This window comes from Streptomyces luteogriseus, from assembly GCF_014205055.1.
GTDB classification, from domain to species: Bacteria; Actinomycetota; Actinomycetes; order Streptomycetales; family Streptomycetaceae; genus Streptomyces; species Streptomyces luteogriseus.
Genome location: NZ_JACHMS010000001.1, coordinates 5,183,930 through 5,199,800 on the forward strand (window position 1 = coordinate 5,183,930; position 15,871 = coordinate 5,199,800).

Here is a 15,871-nt window from a genome sequence, read left to right on the forward strand (position 1 = left end):
ACTGTGGAACCAGTTGTCATCCCCATCCTCGTGGCGGCCCTCGTCATCGTCTTCCTCGTGGCCTCCACCGTGCGGATCGTCCCTCAGGCCCGCCGCTACAACGTAGAGCGCTTCGGCCGCTACCGCCGGACGCTGCAACCCGGGCTGAACCTGCTCCTGCCGGTGGCGGACCGCATCAACACCAAACTCGACGTGCGAGAGCAGGTCTATTCATCCGATCCCAGGCCGGTGATCACCGAGGACAACCTCGTGGTCAACATCGACACCGTCCTCTACTACCAGATCACCGATCCGCGGGCGGCGGCCTACGAGGTCGCCGACTACCTGCAGGCGATCGATCAGCTCACCGTGACCACGCTCCGGAACGTCATCGGCAGCATGGACCTGGAGGAGACGCTCACCTCGCGCGAGGAGATCAACTCCCGGCTGCGCGCGGTCCTCGACGACGCCACCGGCAAGTGGGGCATCAGGGTCAACCGCGTCGAGATCAAGGCCATCGATCCACCGCACACCATCAAGGAAGCGATGGAGAAGCAGATGCGGGCCGAGCGGGACAAGCGCGCTGCCATCCTGCACGCCGAGGGCGAGCGACAGGCCAAGATCCTCACGGCGGAAGGCACGAAGCAGAAGGACATCCTGGAAGCCCAGGGCACGCAACAAGCCATGATCCTGCGGGCGGACGGTGAAGCGAAGGCGGTGGAGCTCGTCTTCCAGGCCGTCCACCGCAACAATGCCGACGCGAAGATCCTGGCCTACAAGTATCTGGAGACGCTCCCGCACCTGGCGAACAGCGACAACAACACGTTCTGGGTGATCCCGGGGGAGCTGACCGAGGCGATCCGGACCGTCACCACCGCATTCGGCGACCAGTCGGCGGCGCAACCGCAGGCAGCAGCCGACGCCGGCGCTGACCACACGTCGGCCGAAGGCGGGACTCCGGAGCTCGACGCAGGATGGCCGGCTTCTCTCGACGCCGCCGCGGCGGCCGACGAGGCGGGGAGGCAGGCCGCTGCCGCGGTGAGCGACGCCAAGGCCGAGGCCGAGGCCGCGAAGTCGCCTCAGACACCGCGCCGGGGCCAGACGCCCGGTGGCGGCTGAGCCCACTCCCGGGCGAGGATCGTCGGCACCACGGTCGCCGGTCTCTGGTACGGGATCACCGGACTGGCCGTCGGCGAGGGCGGTTCGGGGTGCGCCGCCCTGCTCGTCCTGTACATGGGGCTGATGCGGGCGGGGCGGGCGCTGATCGGCGTCGCCGTGCTCGCGGTCTGCCTCGCCCTTCAAGCGCCCGAGCTCCTGCCGGCTCTCCGCTCCTGACCGAGGGCACTGTCCGTCGCCCTGAGGCCACCGGCCGGGCCGCATCCCGGTTTCGTCCGCGAAGGCCGCGGAGAGTGACTCCTCCGCGGCCCTCGCTGCGTGTATCCCGGTCAGTGGCTGCCGGCGAGCTCGCCGCTGAGCGTCTTGTGGATCCGGGCGCTGGGCTCGTTCAGGCCGATGATCTCGACGGTCTTGCCCCTGGATCCACCTACGGCTGCCCGCCCTCGTGGTGGCCGGTGCCCCGGCTGATGACCTGCGTCAGGCAGAGGGCGCGCAGTGCGGCGCGAGGCCGTGACCGGTCCCCCGTTCCGGTCACGGCCCCGCTGGTGTGGGGGTTGGCCATCGGTGTGCGGTGTCAGCAGCAGCCGCCTGTGACGGCCGGTTCCTCGGTGTCGGCATCGGCCGGATCGGTGCAGCAGGTGCTGCCCTGCTGCTTGGCGAGGGGCCCGGCGTCTGCCTTGACCACGTACACCTCCCAGGGTTCCCGGCCGGGACCGTGCACCCAGACCTTGTCCTGGAGGGCGTAGCAACAGGTGGTGTCGCCCTCCTCGGTGGTGGCCAGGCCGGCCTCGCTCAGCCGGGCGGTGGCGGCGTGGACGGCCTCGGTCGATGCGACTTCGACGCCGAGATGGTCCAGCCGGGTGTCCTCGCCCGCCCGTCCCTCGATCAGTACGAGCTTGAGCGGCGGCTCGGCGATGGCGAAGTTGGCGTATCCGTCACGGAGTTTGGCGGGCTCGGTGCCGAACAGCTTGCTGTAGAAGACGACGGACGCGTCGAGATCAGCGACGCGGAGGGCCAGCTGAACGCGGGACATGGCGTACCTCCTGCTCGAGGGGTGATCGGTGGTCAGCAACCGCCGGTGGCGGTAGGGGTTCCGGTGTCGATCCGCAGGGTGGCCGGGGCGCCGCAGCATCCGCCGCCCCGGCCGTTCTGGGCCGCGTCGGGTTCGTCGTACAGTCCCGCGCCTCCGCACACGCCGGTCTCGGGCAGGGTCAGCTCGACGCGTTCGGCGGCCTCGCGGTCGCCGGCGATCGCGGCGCTGATGGAGCGGACCTGCTCGTAGCCGGTCATGGCGAGGAACGTGGGGGCGCGGCCGTAGGACTTCATGCCGACCAGGTAGATGTCCTGCTCCGGGTGGGAGAGCTCGTTCACGCCGTGCGGGTAGACGGTTCCGCAGGAGTGCACGTTCGGGTCGATCAGCGGGGCCAGGGCCGTCGGCGCCCGCAGACGCTCGTCCAGTCCGAGACGGACCTCGGAAAGGAAGGACAGGTCGGGGCGGAAGCCGGTCAGCACGATGACCTCGTCGACCGGGTCCAGTCGGCGGCCGTCCTCGGCGACCAGGACCAGCTGGTCGCCGACGCGGTCCACCATGGCTGTACGGAAGCCGGTGACCGCGCTCGCACAGCCGTTCTCGACGGCGGCCTTGGCGCGCAGGCCCAGGGCGCCGCGCGCGGGCAGCTCGTCGGCCTCGCCTCCGCCGAAGGTGTGTGCGCCGATGCCGCGTCGCAGGACCCACGTCGCGTGCGTGCCCTGCTCCTCCTCGGCCAGGTCGGCGAGGTGGGCCAGCGTGGTGAAGGCGGAGGCGCCGGAGCCGATGACCGCGGTGCGCTTGCCTGCGTGGCGGGCACGGACGGCCGGGTCCTCGAGGTCGGGGACGCGGTAGGAGATGCGGTCGGCGGCGGTCTTCTCGCCGAGGGCGGGCAGGCCGTCGGCGCCCATCGGACCGGGGGTGGACCAGGTGCCGGAGGCATCGATCACGGCGCGGGCGGTGATCCGCTCCTCGCGGCCGTCCGTCCCCAGGGTGTGGATGGTGAAGGGCTGCTCGTCGCGATCGGCGTCGACGGTGCGGTCGCGGCCCGCGCGGGCGACGCCGGTCACCGTGACGCCGTAGCGAACCTTGTCGCCGAGGGCGGCGGCGAGCGGCTGCAGGTACTGCTCGGCCCAGTCGCCGCCGGTCGGGTAGGCGGTGTCATCGGGGCGCACCCAGCCGGTGGGGGCGAGGAGCTTCTCGGCGGCCGGGTCGGTGACCTCGGCCCACGGTGAGAACAGCCGCACATGCGCCCAGTCGCGTACGGCGGTGCCCGCGGACGGCCCGGCTTCGAGGACCAGGGGCTCGATACCGCGCTCGACCAGGTGGGCGGCGGCGGCCAGGCCGATCGGGCCGGCACCGATGACCACGACGGGCGACTGGTCGGTGGTGGACGCGTTCACGAGACTCCCCTTTGCTTCGACATTCGTCGATGGCTTGTGCAGTCAGCATGGCACCTGCTTCGATAAGCGTCAACATAGACATTCATCGAATCTAAGGGGGGTTGGCCGATGGAGCACGCTGACGTCGTGGTGATGGGCGGCGGCGGTCCGGGCCGGCCGCAGGGCATGCCCTCCTGCGGCAGGGCGAACTGAAGGGCGTGGCCGGTTGGTGACAGCGGCCGCGGTCGCAGCGTCCGGCGCTTTCGGCCGTCCGTGCCGACCGACGCTGCCGGGGCAGGACGACTTCACCGGCCCGGTGGCGCACGCCGCCGACTACCGCAGCCCAGTCCCGTTCGCCGGGCGGCGGGTCGTCGTGGTCGGGGCGGGAAACCCTGCGGTGCAGATTGCCGCCGAGCTCGCCCAGGTGACCCGGTGACGCTCGCGAGCCGGGGCCCGGTGAAGCTCGCCCGGCCTCGCATCCTCGGCCGCGACCTGCACTTCCGGCTCGCCCGCACCGGCCTGGACGCGGCGCCGCTCGGCCGTTTGGTGCGGACTCCTCCGACGCAGCTGGTCATCCGGCCACTCCCGCAGCGGGACGGCATCTCTGTCACCCACCCGGGTCCGGCGTTCGTCGGGCTTGAGTGGCAGCGCACCTGTCGTCCGGCTCCCGGCGCGGCGTCGGCCGGGACGCCGGTCGTGTGGCGCGGCACCGCTCCTGGCGGCTCACCTCGCCCGCGGCTGAGCCGTTCGCCCCTCGCGCACTGGTTCGACGTATGTCAACATAGATGTATGTCGAATACGAGCGTGTTGCCGCTGATCGAGGCCGAGGGACCCGAGGCCGTCGCGCCGTGCTGCCCGCCGCTCACCGAGCGTCCGTTCACCGCGGAGGAGGCCGAGACGGCCGCGCGGATGTTCAAGGCGCTCGGCGACCCGGTGCGGCTGCGCCTGTTCTCGGCCGTGGCCTCGCACGCGGCCGGTGAGGCGTGCGTGTGCGACATCTCCGACGTCGGCGTCTCCCAGCCGACCGTCTCCCATCACCTGAAGAAGCTCAAGGAGGCCGGGCTGCTGACCTCCGAGCGGCGAGGTACCTGGGTGTACTACCGGGTCGAGCCCTCGGTGCTGGCGGCCATGGGCAAGCTGCTCACCCTGGGGCCGGCTGCTGTCTGACCGCCCCCGCGGTTCGGGCTGGGGCCGGACGGGGGCGAGCCCAACCGGGCTCACCCTGAGGTTCCGGGCCCCGGTCACGAGGTCCGTGCCAGGCCGCTCTTCTCCGGGCGGCGCGCGGCGGAGGTGCGGTGAGCCGCGGCGCATCGGCCGCACAGCAGCCGCCGTACCGGTGGCTCGGTGGCCACCGGGCGGGAGATCGGCTTGGTGCAGGTCAGGACGAGCGTCTCGCCGAGCACGCCCGAATCCGCACCCACCTGGTCGTGCCGGCCGAGTACCTGGCCACTGAGCGGCTCGACGCGCTCGCACCCATCGAGGGCGCTCACGGCTGCGGCCTGCCCACCCGCCCGGCTTGCCGCTCTGCATATGCTCATGCAGAATCCTCAGCTACTGAATAGGCGAGGGGGAGCACGTCATGAGCGTGACCGACAGCCCTGCCGCGCGGCTGCAGGCGCTCTTCGAGGGCCACCGGCTCACGCCGACCCAGCGGCGCATCGCGCACAGCATGGTGCGGCGCGCCGCCGACGTGCCGTTCCTGTCGAGTGTGGAGCTCGCCGAGCTGGCCGGGGTCAGCCAGCCGTCCGTGACCCGCTTCGCCGTCGCCCTCGGCTTCGACGGCTACCCCGCGCTGCGCCGCCATCTGCGCGAGGTCGCCCCCGCCGAACCCGCCGCGGACGCCGGGTCGCACAACGAGTACCAGCAGGCCGTCGAGGCCGAGATCGAGAACCTGAGGCACCTGGCGGAGGCACTGGCCGACCCCGGACCCGTCCAGCGCGCGGGACGCCTCCTCGCGGCCTCCCGCCCGCTGCTCGTCCTCGGCCTGCGGGCGGCCGCGGCCCAGGCACACGGCTTCGCCTACTTCGCCGCCAAGGTCCATCCCGACGTACGGCTGCTCGGTGAGGGCGGCACGATGCTCCAGGACCGCATCGACGCCGCCGTCCGGGCCGGCGCGAGCACGCTGCTCTGTTTCGCGCTGCCCCGGCACCCCCGCGAGGTCGTCGACACCCTCGCCTACGCCAAGGAGGCCGGGCTGACCGTCGTCACGGTCGCCGACTCCGCCTTCGCGCCCGTCGCCAAGGTGTCCGACCTGCTGCTGCCCGCCGCCGTCGGCACCGGCCTCGCCTTCGACACGGCCTGCGCGCCGATGCTGCTCGGCCGGGTGCTGCTGGAGGCCATGTGCGACGGCCTGCCCCAGGCCCAGTCCCGCCTGGAGGAGTTCGACACGAAGGCGGCGGCGCGGGGCCTGTTCGTCGACTGACGGCACGGGCGCGGTTTTTAAGACTCGTCTCACGTTGCGTCGCTACCGTACGGCTCCCAGAGGCTTCGGAGACCGGACGGAGGCTGGACGTGACGCGCGGAGGACAGGGACTGGCCCGAGTGGCCGTCGTCGTACGGGCGGGGGCGGCCCCGCTGTGGTGGCTGGGCGTTCTCGCGGCGGGCATCGGCCTGCTCGCACCGGGCCTGACCGGACGCCGTATCGGCGTCCTGGCCGGAGCGGCCCTCTTCGTCCTCGCGACGGCGGTGGTCGCCCGCGCACGCCGCAAGCGCTACACGGCCCTGGCCGCCGCCGCGTCCCGGGCCGGCAAGCACGACGTACTCCAGGATCGCGCGGTCACGGTACGCAACTGGCGCCGGGGCCACCGCTGGTGGCTCCTCCTCGCCTTCCTCGCCGCCCTGGGCAGCGCCTTCGCGGCCCCCGCGGCCGGGGGCATGCTGCTGGCCGGCTGCGGCGCGGGCCTGTGGCTGAAGTCGGCCTGGCTGGGCCGCCGCGAGCAGGCCGGCGAGGCGCTGCTGTGGGTCCGCGTGGACTGGCTGCGCGGAGGAGCGGCGCATCCGGCCGGCAAGCGCGTGAAGGCGTACCGCAGCACGGGCATCGCGGCGGGAGACGCCGCACCGGGAGGCGCACGAAGGAAGTCACCGGCGCTGGTGTGACCCGGCAGTGGTGCGCCCACCCAGGGGCGCACCGCTGTATCGATGTGCGGCTCCGCCGCGTGGGCGAGACGAGCCGCGACGCACCCGAGGCCGCAAACCCTACGGAACCTCCCACCCCGCTCGCGTCAACGCGTCCACCTCGGCCCCACCCGACTCGGCGACGACCTCCTCCACGGTCTGCGCCCGCCGCACCACCGCGAAGCGTCCACCCGGCCCGAAGCCGTACACGCCGGGCCGCACCAGCGAGTTGTACCCGTAGTGGTGGGCGAAGTAGTACGCCCCGGTGTCCAGAGCCGCCGCGTAGTCCCCCTGCTCCAGCAACGGCATGGACCGTGCCTCCGCCAGCAGGTCCCCCGCGAAACAGGCCGGCCCCGCGACGTCCTGGACCACCACCGGGCCCTCCTTGGGCCGCCCCTTCGCGTCGTACGCGGAGATCCGCAGCGGCCAGCTCCCCGGCGCGTACACCGTCCGCGCGGCCACCTGCACCCCGGCGTGCGTCACCGCCACCGCCCGCCCGCCGGAGGCCTTCGCGTACTCGACCCGCGCCACCACCGTCCCGTGCTTGGCCAGCAGCGACCGCCCGAACTCGGTGACCAGCCCGTACCGCCCGTCGAGCAGCCCCGGCACCTCCTCGGCCAGCAGCCGTGCGTACCGCGCGTAGGTCGGAGCCGTCGCCTCCGACGCGAAGTTCACCGGCAGGCCGCCGCCGATGTCGAGCGTGTCCACCTGCCGCCGCCCGGCCCGCCGGTTGATCTCCTCCGCCAGCGCGTACGTCTCCGCCACGCCCCGGGCCATCAGGGCCAGCGGGATGCCCTGGGACCCGGTGTGCGCGTGCAGCCGGGTCAGCCACGGCCGGTCCAGATACGCCTGGACGACCCACTCCCGGGCCCCCTCGTCACGCAGCGCCACCCCGAACTTCGAGGTGGCCGTGGCTGTGGACAGCGCCTCGATGGAGCCCCCGCCGACCTGCGGATTCACCCGGATCCCCAGCGGGGAGCGGCTGCTCGAGGAGCGCATCAGGGCATCGATCCGGGCCAGTTCCTGCGGGTTGTCCGCGTTGACGGCGATGCCCAGGGACAGCGCCTCGCGCAGCTCGGCCGGCGTCTTCGCGGGCGAGTCGAGCACCGTCACCTCCGGCGGCATGCCGGCCGCCCGCGCCAGGGCCAGCTCACCCGGGCTCGCGACCTCCGCGCCGACGCCCTCCTCACGCAGCAGCCGCAGGACCGGCACCAGCGGGGTCGCCTTCACCGCGAAGGCGTGCAGCACGGGCGTGTCCGGCGCCACCACCGCCTCGAACGCCGCCCGCAGCTCCGCCGCCGACTCCCGGATGCCGGTGACGTCCAGCAGCCCCACGATGGGGCTGTCGGGCCCGAGCAGCCCTTGCTCCACGGCGGCCCGCACCGCCTCGTCCCGCCGCGCGGCCCGCCGGGCCCCGGTGTCGTCCGCCTCTTCCGCCTCGATGTGTGCGCCCATGCATCCAGCCAAACATCCACGGCGGCGCCGCGCCGACACCCCCACGTATTGACTAGCTCTATTCAGAAGTCCAGGATGTGAATAGACGTAGCAACAAACCGCCGGGAGCACCACGCACCCACCAGGAGGCAGACCATGTCAGGACCCCGCCCCGTCCGAGCACCGCGCGGCACGGAACCGAGCGCCCTGGGATGGCAGCAGGAAGCCGCCCTGCGGATGCTGCAGAACAACCTCGACCCCGAGGTCGCCGAGCACCCCGACAAGCTCGTCGTCTACGGCGGCACCGGCAAGGCCGCCCGCGACTGGCGCTCCTTCGACGCCATGGTGCGCACGCTGAAGGGGCTGAAGCAGGACGAGACCATGCTGGTCCAGTCCGGCCGGCCCGTCGGCGTCATGCAGACCCACGAGTGGGCCCCGCGCGTCCTCATCGCCAACTCCAACCTCGTCGGCGACTGGGCCAACTGGGAGGAGTTCCGCCGCCTCGAACACCTCGGCCTGACCATGTACGGGCAGATGACCGCCGGTTCCTGGATCTACATCGGCACCCAGGGCATCCTCCAGGGCACCTACGAGACCTTCGCCGCCGTCGCCGCGAAGAAGTTCGGCGGGACGCTGGCCGGAACCATCACCCTGACCGCGGGCCTCGGCGGCATGGGCGGCGCCCAGCCGCTCGCCGTGACGATGAACGACGGCGTGGCCATCTGCATCGACTGCGACCCGCGCGCCATCGAACGGCGCATCGAGCACCGGTACCTCGATGTGAAGGCCGACAGCCTCGCCCACGCGCTCCAGCTGGCCACCGAGGCACGCGACCAGCGCAAGCCGCTGTCCATCGGCCTCCTGGGCAACGCCGCCGAGCTGCTCCCGCGGATGCTCGCCGAGGGCGCCCCGATCGACATCGTCACCGACCAGACCTCGGCCCACGACCCCCTGGCCTACCTGCCGGTCGGCGTCGCCTTCGAGGACATGGCCGACGCCGCCGCCAAGGACCCGGCCGGCTTCACCACCCGGGCCCGCGAGTCCATGGCCCGGCACGTCGAGGCCATGGTCGGCTTCATGGACGCCGGCGCCGAGGTCTTCGACTACGGCAACTCCATCCGCGGCGAGGCCCAACTCGCCGGATACGACCGCGCCTTCGCCTTCCCCGGCTTCGTCCCCGCCTACATCCGCCCCCTGTTCTGCGAGGGCAAGGGCCCCTTCCGCTGGGCCGCCCTGTCCGGCGAGGCCTCCGACATCGCCAAGACCGACAAGGCGGTCCTCGACCTCTTCCCGGAGAACGAGTCCCTGGCCCGCTGGATCAAGATGGCCGGCGAACGCGTCCACTTCCAGGGCCTGCCCGCCCGGATCTGCTGGCTCGGCTACGGCGAGCGCGACAAGGCCGGCGAGCGGTTCAACGACATGGTCGCGAGCGGGGAGCTGGCCGCGCCGGTCGTCATCGGCCGCGACCACCTCGACTGCGGTTCCGTCGCGTCCCCCTACCGCGAGACCGAGGCCATGCTCGACGGATCCGACGCGATCGCCGACTGGCCGCTGCTGAACGCCATGGTGAACGTCGCCTCCGGGGCGTCCTGGGTGTCGATCCACCACGGCGGCGGCGTCGGGATGGGCCGCTCGATCCACGCCGGGCAGGTCACGGTGGCGGACGGCACGGCGCTCGCCGGGGAGAAGATCCGCCGGGTGCTCACCAACGACCCCGGCATGGGCGTCATCCGGCACGTCGACGCCGGGTACGACATCGCGGAGTCGGTGGCGGGGGAGCGGGGCGTCCGCGTCCCGATGCGCGAGGGTGACGGCGCGTGAGTTTCCACAGCATGTGGGCGGAGCTGCTGCCGGTCGGCCGCAGCTCCGCGTCCGGCGGCTACCGCCGCTTCGCCTGGACGGACGCCGACGCCGACTGCCGCGCCTGGTTCGAGGACCAGGCCCGCGCGCGGGGCCTCGCCCACGAGGTCGACCGGAACGGCAACCAGTGGGCCTGGCTCGGCGACCCCGCCGCCCGGGACGCCGTCGTCACCGGCTCGCACCTCGATTCCGTGCCGGACGGCGGCGCCTTCGACGGCCCCCTCGGAGTCGTGTCCGCCTTCGCCGCGCTCGACGAGCTGCGCGGCAGGGACGCCCGCCTCACCCGGCCCCTCGCCATCGTGAACTTCGGCGACGAGGAGGGCGCCCGGTTCGGGCTCGCCTGCGTCGGGTCCCGGCTCACCGCCGGGCAGCTCACCCGCGCGCAGGCGCACCTGCTCACCGACGGCGAGGGCGTGACGCTGCCCCGGGCCATGGAGGCCGCCGGATACGACCCGGACGCCATCGGGCCGGACCCCGAACGGCTCGCCCGCATCGGCGCCTTCGTCGAACTGCACGTCGAACAGGGCCGGGCCCTGGACCTGTCCGGCGACCGGGTCGGCCTCGCCAGCGCGATCTGGCCGCACGGCCGGTGGCGGTTCGACTTCCGGGGCGAGGCCAACCACGCCGGCACCACCCGGCTCGCCGACCGGCACGACCCGATGCTGTCCTACGCCGAGACCGTCCTCGCCGCCCGGCGCGAGGCCGAACTCGCCGGAGCCGTCGCGACCTTCGGCAAGGTCGCCGTCGAGCCCAACGGCGTCAACGCCGTCCCCTCCCTCGTGCGCGGCTGGCTCGACTCCCGCGCCGAGGACCAGACGAGACTCGACACCGTGGTCGGCGGTATCGAGAAGGCCGCGCGGAGTCACGCGGACGCGCACGGCATCGACCTCGACGTCGTCCGTGAGTCCTTCACCCCCGTCGTCGAGTTCGACCACGCTCTGCGCGACGAACTCGCCCGCATCCTCGGCACGGACACCGACCTCACCGTCCCCGTCCTCGGCACCGGCGCCGGACACGACGCCGGGATCCTGTCCGGGAGCATCCCGACCGCCATGCTGTTCGTGCGCAACCCCACCGGCGTCTCCCACTCCCCGGCCGAGTCCGCGAGCGAGGACGACTGCGTGGCCGGGGTACTCGCACTCGCCGACGTACTGGAAGGACTGGCGTGCAGGTGACGACAGCAGCCCCGCGGACGTACTGGCTGGAGCACGCCTGGCTCGGCGACCATGTCGAGCCGGGCGTGGCCCTCGACGTCGCGGACGGCCGCATCACCGCCGTCCGCACCGGCGCCCCCGCCCCGCCCCCCGGCGCCGAGGTGCTGCGCGGACTCACCCTGCCCGGTCTGGCCAACGCGCACAGCCATGCCTTCCACCGGGCCCTGCGGGGGGCCGTCCAGGTCGGCTCCGGCACCTTCTGGACCTGGCGCGAGGTCATGTACGCCACGGCCGCCCGGCTCACCCCGGACAGCTACCACGCCCTCGCCCGCGCCGTGTACGCCGAGATGGCACTGGCGGGTATCACGGCCGTCGGCGAGTTCCACTACGTCCACCACGCCCCCGGCGGCACCCCCTACGCCGACCCCAACGCCATGGGCGAGGCCCTCATCACGGCCGCCGCCGAAGCCGGCATCCGCATCACCCTCCTCGACACCGCCTACCTCTCCTCCGGCTTCGGGCAGCCCCCCACCGCCCACCAGCTCCGCTTCTCCGACGGGGACGCCGAGGCCTGGGCCACACGCTCTTCACTTCTCAAGGATCGGAATCACGCACGGATCGGGGCCGCGATCCACTCCGTACGGGCCGTGCCCGCCGAGCAGTTGGAGACCGTCGCACGGTGGGCCGAGGAACGGCGGGCCCCGCTCCATGTGCACCTGTCCGAGCAGACCGCCGAGAACGAGGCGTGCCGGGAGGTCCACGGCTGCACCCCGGCCCAGCTCCTCGCCCTGCACGGCGTCCTCGGACCGCGCACCACCGGCGTCCACAACACCCACCTCACCGCCGAGGACATCTCCCTCCTCGGCGGCAGCGGCACCGGCACCTGTATGTGCCCGACCACCGAGCGGGACCTCGCGGATGGCATCGGGCCGGCCGTCGCCCTGCAGAACGAGGGCTCCCCGCTCTGTCTCGGCTCCGACAGCCACGCCGTCATCGACCTGCTCGAAGAGGCGCGGGCCATGGAACTGAACGAGCGGCTGCGCACCCGCACCCGAGGTCACTGGACAGCGGCGGCCCTGCTGCGGGCGGCCTCGGGCGACGGCCACACCGCCCTCGGCTGGGAGGACGCGGGAGCCCTGGAGACCGGCGCGCTCGCCGACTTCACCACCCTCGCGCTCGACTCGGTCAGGACGGCAGGGCCGCCTCCGCGGCTCGGGGCCGAGACGGCCGTATTCGCTGCGTCGGCAGCAGACGTGTCGCATACGGTCGTGGGTGGTCGGCACGTCGTACGGGACGGGGTCCACTCCCTCGTACCGGACGTGCCGCGAGCCCTCGCGGACGCCGTCGAAGCCCTGCGGGGATGAGCCCGGGCCGCCCGTCCGCGCGGCCCGCCTCCGCCCCCGAACCCGACCCCACCGCCGACCAGGCCACCAAGGACGCCATGAGCAACGCGACGACCGTCAGCCCCGCCCACTCCGCGAGCACCGCAAGCACGCTCATCACCAACATCGCAGCCCTGGTCACCAACGACCCCTCCTCCGGTGACGGTTCCCCCCTGGGACTGGTCCAGGACGCGGCCGTCGTCATCGAAGGCGACCGCGTCGTGTGGACCGGTGATCAAAGCAAAGCACCCGCCACTGACAACCGGGTCGACGCCGAAGGCCGGGCGGTCGTCCCGGGCTTCGTGGACTCCCACTCCCACCTCGTCTTCGCGGGCGACCGGACGCAGGAGTTCAACGCCCGGATGTCCGGGCGGCCGTACAGCGCCGGCGGCATCCGCACCACCGTCGCGGCCACGCGGGCGGCGAGCGACCGGGAACTCGAGGCCAACGTCACCCGTTACCTCGCCGAAGCCCTCCGCCAGGGCACCACCACGTTCGAGACCAAGTCCGGCTACGGCCTGACCGTCGAGGACGAGGCCCGCGCCCTGCGCGTCGCCGCCGCCCACACCGACGAGGTCACCTACCTCGGTGCCCACATCGTCGCCCCCGAGTTCGCGGAGGACCCGGCCGGCTACGTCGCCCTCGTCACCGGCGAGATGCTCGACGCCTGCGCCCCGCACGCCCGCTGGATCGACGTCTTCTGCGAGAAGGGCGCCTTCGACGGCGACCAGGCCCGCGCGATCCTCACCGCCGGCAAGGCGAAGGGCCTGCACCCCCGCATCCACGCCAACCAGCTGTCCTACGGCCCCGGTGTGCAGCTCGCGGTCGAGCTCGACGCGGCCAGCGCCGACCACTGCACCCACCTCACGGACGCGGACGTGGACGCCCTGGCCGGCGGCCGTACGGTCGCCACCCTGCTGCCCGGCGCCGAGTTCTCCACGCGGGCGGCATGGCCGGACGCGCGGCGTCTGCTGGACGCGGGCGTCACGGTCGCGCTGTCCACGGACTGCAACCCCGGCTCGTCCTTCACCTCGTCCGTGCCGTTCTGCATCGCCCTGGCCGTACGGGACATGGGGATGACCCCGGACGAGGCCGTGTGGTCGGCGACCGCGGGCGGTGCGGCGGCCCTGCGGCGCGACGACGTCGGCCGCCTCACCCCGGGCGCGTACGCGGACCTGACGCTCCTCGACGCCCCGAGCCACGTCCACCTGGCCTACCGGCCCGGCGTTCCGCTGGTCAGCGGGGTGTGGCGGCGCGGAGAGCGCGTGGTGTGATCACCGGCCCGCGATAATGCGATGCCGCGTCGGACGACGGCCGGCATCGGCGGAGGGCGGGCGCACATGGGGCGGGGACGGTGGGCGCGGCGCTGGTCGGCACCACTCGTGGTGAACGTGCTGCTCGGCATACCGGGCGTGGTGCCGTTCTGGCTGCTCTGGTACCTCGCGGTGAACGGGCCGCTCGCCGAGGCCGGCTGGACCGTGCGGGAACCGACCGAGAACGACGGCATGGCCCTCTGGCTCGTGATCGTCGTCCCCGTCGTCACGCTCTACGGCCTGATCTGGTGGCTCGCCAACAGGCCGCTCCGGCACCGGACGGCACTCGCCCCGCACACCTACTGGCTGCTGAGCCTCACGGCCCCGCTGCTGCCGACGGCGGCGCTGTTCCTCAACTCCTGAAGGGCCGCCGCCGACCACCGGTGCCACGCGCCCGGGGGCGGGCCGTCCGGCCCGCCCCCGAGGGACACGTACACCAAGGCCGAGGATCACTCCTCGACGGTCAGCCCCTTGCGCAGCCGTACCAGCGTCCGCGACAGCAGCCGCGAGACGTGCATCTGCGAGATGCCGAGCTCTTCGCCGATCTCCGACTGGGTCATGCCCGCGACGAACCGCAGGGACAGGATCTTCCGGTCGCGCGGCGGGAGTTCCGCGATCAGAGGCTTCAACGACTCGACGTACTCGATGCCTTCGAGCCCGTGGTCCTCGTAGCCGATGCGGTCCGCGAGCGCGCCCTCGGAGTCGTCCTCCTCCGGCTGGGCATCCAGCGAGGAGGCGGTGTAGGCGTTCGACGCGGCCATGCCCTCGACGACCTCGTCGTTGGAGATCCCGAGGCGCTCCGCCAGCTCGGCCACCGTGGGGGCGCGGTCGAGCTTCTGGGCCAGTTCGTCCCCGGCCTTGGCCAGGTCGAGCCGCAGTTCCTGGAGCCGGCGCGGCACGCGCACGGACCACGAGGTGTCGCGGAAGAAGCGCTTGATCTCACCGACGATGGTCGGCATCGCGAACGTGGGGAACTCCACACCGCGGGACAGCTCGAAGCGGTCGATCGCCTTGATCAGGCCGATGGTGCCGACCTGGATGATGTCCTCCATCGGCTCGCTGCGGGAGCGGAACCGGGAGGCGGCGAACTTGACCAGCGCGAGGTTCAGTTCGACGAGCGTGTTGCGGACGTACGAGTACTCGTGGGTCCCTTCCTCCAGCGTCTCCAGACGCTCGAAGAGGGTCTTGGACAGCGCCCGGGCGTCGACCGCGTCGACTTCCTCGTACGGCGGGATGTCCGGAAGTCCGGCGAGGAGGCCGTCCTGTGTGACGAGCATCTCGACCTGCTCGATGGGATCCAGATGTTCCGGAGGGGGTGTCGACGCCGCTTTGTGGGTACGCGATTCGTCGAGCCGGGGTGACATGATGTCCTCCATCGTTCTCGGCATATGGCTGCCGGAGCCGTTAGGTGCACTGCGGTGTGCGGCGCCTCCAAAGCCGGCCGTGTCGGGTACGTGTCCTTACTAGGCCTACCCGCTTTCCCGAGCCCACCGCAAGTGCGTTCTGTGGGCATATGTCCGTTTGTGTGTAGTTGTTCGGGTGTCGGACCGTGCGGGGAGGGCGTAGTGTTCGAGGGCGTCAGCAACCACCTCGACGTCGGGAGAGAGAGACGGCATGGACCGCGGGACGGTCGGCAGCGCACAGTCTGGCCGGCTTCTGGTGGAGGTGCGGGAAGAGGGCTCTAGTGCCGTCGTGACCCCGGCGGGTGAGTTGGATCACCACACCGCCGATTTGTTGCGGGAGCCACTCGACGACTGCCTCGCCAAAGGATTCAAGCGCCTGGTCATCGATTGCGCACGCCTGGAGTTCTGTGACTCCACGGGGCTCAACGTGCTCCTCGGGGCACGGTTGAAGGCGGAGGCCGCCGGTGGCGGCGTCTCGCTCGCCGGCATGCAGCCGGTCGTGGCGCGCGTGTTCGAGATCACGGGTGCGGATGCGGTCTTCAGCGTCCATGACTCGCTCGAGGCGGCCCTGGCCGACGAGTCGGGCTGAGGCGGCGGTGCGTCGGCGCGCGGTGCCTCGGGCATCCCTCTGTGACCGGCGTCCCAGCCCCGTCACGTCTTTCGTGCCGAATACATGGGTGTTCAGTCGGTCCGCCAGGGCAGGAGAC

17 protein-coding genes are annotated in these 15,871 nt (G+C 72.4%); 11 read left to right on the top strand and 6 right to left on the bottom strand.

The annotated features are described in order from the left end of the window. Positions 1 to 3 precede the first annotated feature (3 nt). Positions 4 to 1,098, top strand: coding sequence for an SPFH domain-containing protein (locus BJ965_RS23055; protein ID WP_184910400.1), 1,095 nt, complete (start codon positions 4 to 6; stop codon positions 1,096 to 1,098). Between the two features lie 424 nt (positions 1,099 to 1,522). On the opposite strand, the gene BJ965_RS39965 is transcribed toward BJ965_RS23055, so the two are convergent. Genes BJ965_RS39965 through BJ965_RS23065 form a run of 3 tightly spaced genes read right to left on the bottom strand, consistent with a single transcriptional unit; the run spans position 1,523 to position 3,525 of the window. Further along, entirely contained in the window at positions 1,523 to 1,657 is a 135-nt protein-coding gene (locus tag BJ965_RS39965; RefSeq protein WP_281403070.1) for a hypothetical protein, read from the bottom strand. A gap of 12 nt (positions 1,658 to 1,669) precedes the next feature. Then, on the bottom strand, positions 1,670 to 2,128 hold the full coding sequence (locus BJ965_RS23060; RefSeq protein ID WP_184910401.1) for an ArsI/CadI family heavy metal resistance metalloenzyme: 459 nt from the start codon (positions 2,126 to 2,128) through the stop codon (positions 1,670 to 1,672). Between the two features lie 32 nt (positions 2,129 to 2,160). Next, the gene (locus BJ965_RS23065) at positions 2,161 to 3,525 is read right to left on the bottom strand and encodes an FAD-dependent oxidoreductase (RefSeq protein ID WP_184910402.1); all 1,365 of its coding nucleotides are present in this window, start codon (positions 3,523 to 3,525) and stop codon (positions 2,161 to 2,163) included. A gap of 208 nt (positions 3,526 to 3,733) precedes the next feature. Between BJ965_RS23065 and BJ965_RS40185 the strand changes: the two genes are divergently transcribed. Beyond that, positions 3,734 to 3,940, top strand: a complete 207-nt coding sequence (locus BJ965_RS40185) for an NAD(P)-binding domain-containing protein (RefSeq protein WP_313666990.1) — start codon at positions 3,734 to 3,736, stop codon at positions 3,938 to 3,940. 353 nt (positions 3,941 to 4,293) lie between these two features. Beyond that, positions 4,294 to 4,671: an ArsR/SmtB family transcription factor gene (locus tag BJ965_RS23075; RefSeq protein ID WP_184910403.1), complete on the top strand. Its 378-nt coding sequence runs from the start codon at positions 4,294 to 4,296 to the stop codon at positions 4,669 to 4,671. A 74-nt stretch (positions 4,672 to 4,745) separates the two neighbouring features. Here BJ965_RS23075 and BJ965_RS23080 read toward each other — a convergent pair whose 3' ends face one another. Further along, the gene (locus BJ965_RS23080) at positions 4,746 to 5,042 is read right to left on the bottom strand and encodes a hypothetical protein (protein WP_184918077.1); all 297 of its coding nucleotides are present in this window, start codon (positions 5,040 to 5,042) and stop codon (positions 4,746 to 4,748) included. A 41-nt stretch (positions 5,043 to 5,083) separates the two neighbouring features. On the opposite strand from BJ965_RS23080, the gene BJ965_RS23085 reads away from it, so the two are divergent. Then, complete coding sequence (locus BJ965_RS23085) at positions 5,084 to 5,926, top strand: MurR/RpiR family transcriptional regulator (protein ID WP_184910404.1); 843 nt, start codon at positions 5,084 to 5,086, stop codon at positions 5,924 to 5,926. A gap of 89 nt (positions 5,927 to 6,015) precedes the next feature. After that, positions 6,016 to 6,600 carry a hypothetical protein gene (locus BJ965_RS23090; protein WP_184910405.1) on the top strand — a complete coding sequence of 195 codons (585 nt, stop codon included), beginning with the start codon at positions 6,016 to 6,018 and terminating at the stop codon, positions 6,598 to 6,600. 99 nt (positions 6,601 to 6,699) lie between these two features. Here the strand turns inward: BJ965_RS23090 and BJ965_RS23095 are convergent, their stop codons facing one another. Beyond that, positions 6,700 to 8,184 (bottom strand): diaminopimelate decarboxylase, encoded by a 1,485-nt coding sequence (locus tag BJ965_RS23095; RefSeq protein ID WP_184917468.1) that lies wholly within the window; start codon positions 8,182 to 8,184, stop codon positions 6,700 to 6,702. A 24-nt stretch (positions 8,185 to 8,208) separates the two neighbouring features. On the opposite strand from BJ965_RS23095, the gene hutU reads away from it, so the two are divergent. The 5 genes from hutU to BJ965_RS23120 all read left to right on the top strand — a co-directional run bounded on the left by hutU (position 8,209) and on the right by BJ965_RS23120 (position 14,124). Next, the gene (gene hutU / locus BJ965_RS23100; protein ID WP_184910406.1) at positions 8,209 to 9,873 is read left to right on the top strand and encodes a urocanate hydratase; all 1,665 of its coding nucleotides are present in this window, start codon (positions 8,209 to 8,211) and stop codon (positions 9,871 to 9,873) included. Next, positions 9,870 to 11,087 carry an allantoate amidohydrolase gene (locus tag BJ965_RS23105; protein WP_184910407.1) on the top strand — a complete coding sequence of 406 codons (1,218 nt, stop codon included), beginning with the start codon at positions 9,870 to 9,872 and terminating at the stop codon, positions 11,085 to 11,087. The genes hutU and BJ965_RS23105 overlap by 4 nt, the downstream gene beginning before the upstream one ends. Next, positions 11,078 to 12,430 (top strand): formimidoylglutamate deiminase, encoded by a 1,353-nt coding sequence (locus tag BJ965_RS23110; protein WP_184910408.1) that lies wholly within the window; start codon positions 11,078 to 11,080, stop codon positions 12,428 to 12,430. The genes BJ965_RS23105 and BJ965_RS23110 overlap by 10 nt, the downstream gene beginning before the upstream one ends. Beyond that, a complete protein-coding gene (gene hutI / locus BJ965_RS23115) occupies positions 12,427 to 13,722 on the top strand; it encodes an imidazolonepropionase (RefSeq protein WP_184910409.1) in 1,296 nt (431 codons plus the stop codon). Before BJ965_RS23110 ends, hutI begins: the two co-directional genes overlap by 4 nt. A gap of 66 nt (positions 13,723 to 13,788) precedes the next feature. Beyond that, positions 13,789 to 14,124, top strand: a complete 336-nt coding sequence (locus BJ965_RS23120; protein WP_184917470.1) for a hypothetical protein — start codon at positions 13,789 to 13,791, stop codon at positions 14,122 to 14,124. Positions 14,125 to 14,210: 86 nt separating this feature from the next. Here the strand turns inward: BJ965_RS23120 and BJ965_RS23125 are convergent, their stop codons facing one another. Beyond that, positions 14,211 to 15,125, bottom strand: coding sequence for an RNA polymerase sigma factor SigF (locus BJ965_RS23125; RefSeq protein WP_184910410.1), 915 nt, complete (start codon positions 15,123 to 15,125; stop codon positions 14,211 to 14,213). A gap of 250 nt (positions 15,126 to 15,375) precedes the next feature. On the opposite strand from BJ965_RS23125, the gene BJ965_RS23130 reads away from it, so the two are divergent. Continuing rightward, complete coding sequence (locus BJ965_RS23130; protein WP_030844747.1) at positions 15,376 to 15,753, top strand: STAS domain-containing protein; 378 nt, start codon at positions 15,376 to 15,378, stop codon at positions 15,751 to 15,753. Positions 15,754 to 15,871: the final 118 nt, after the last annotated feature.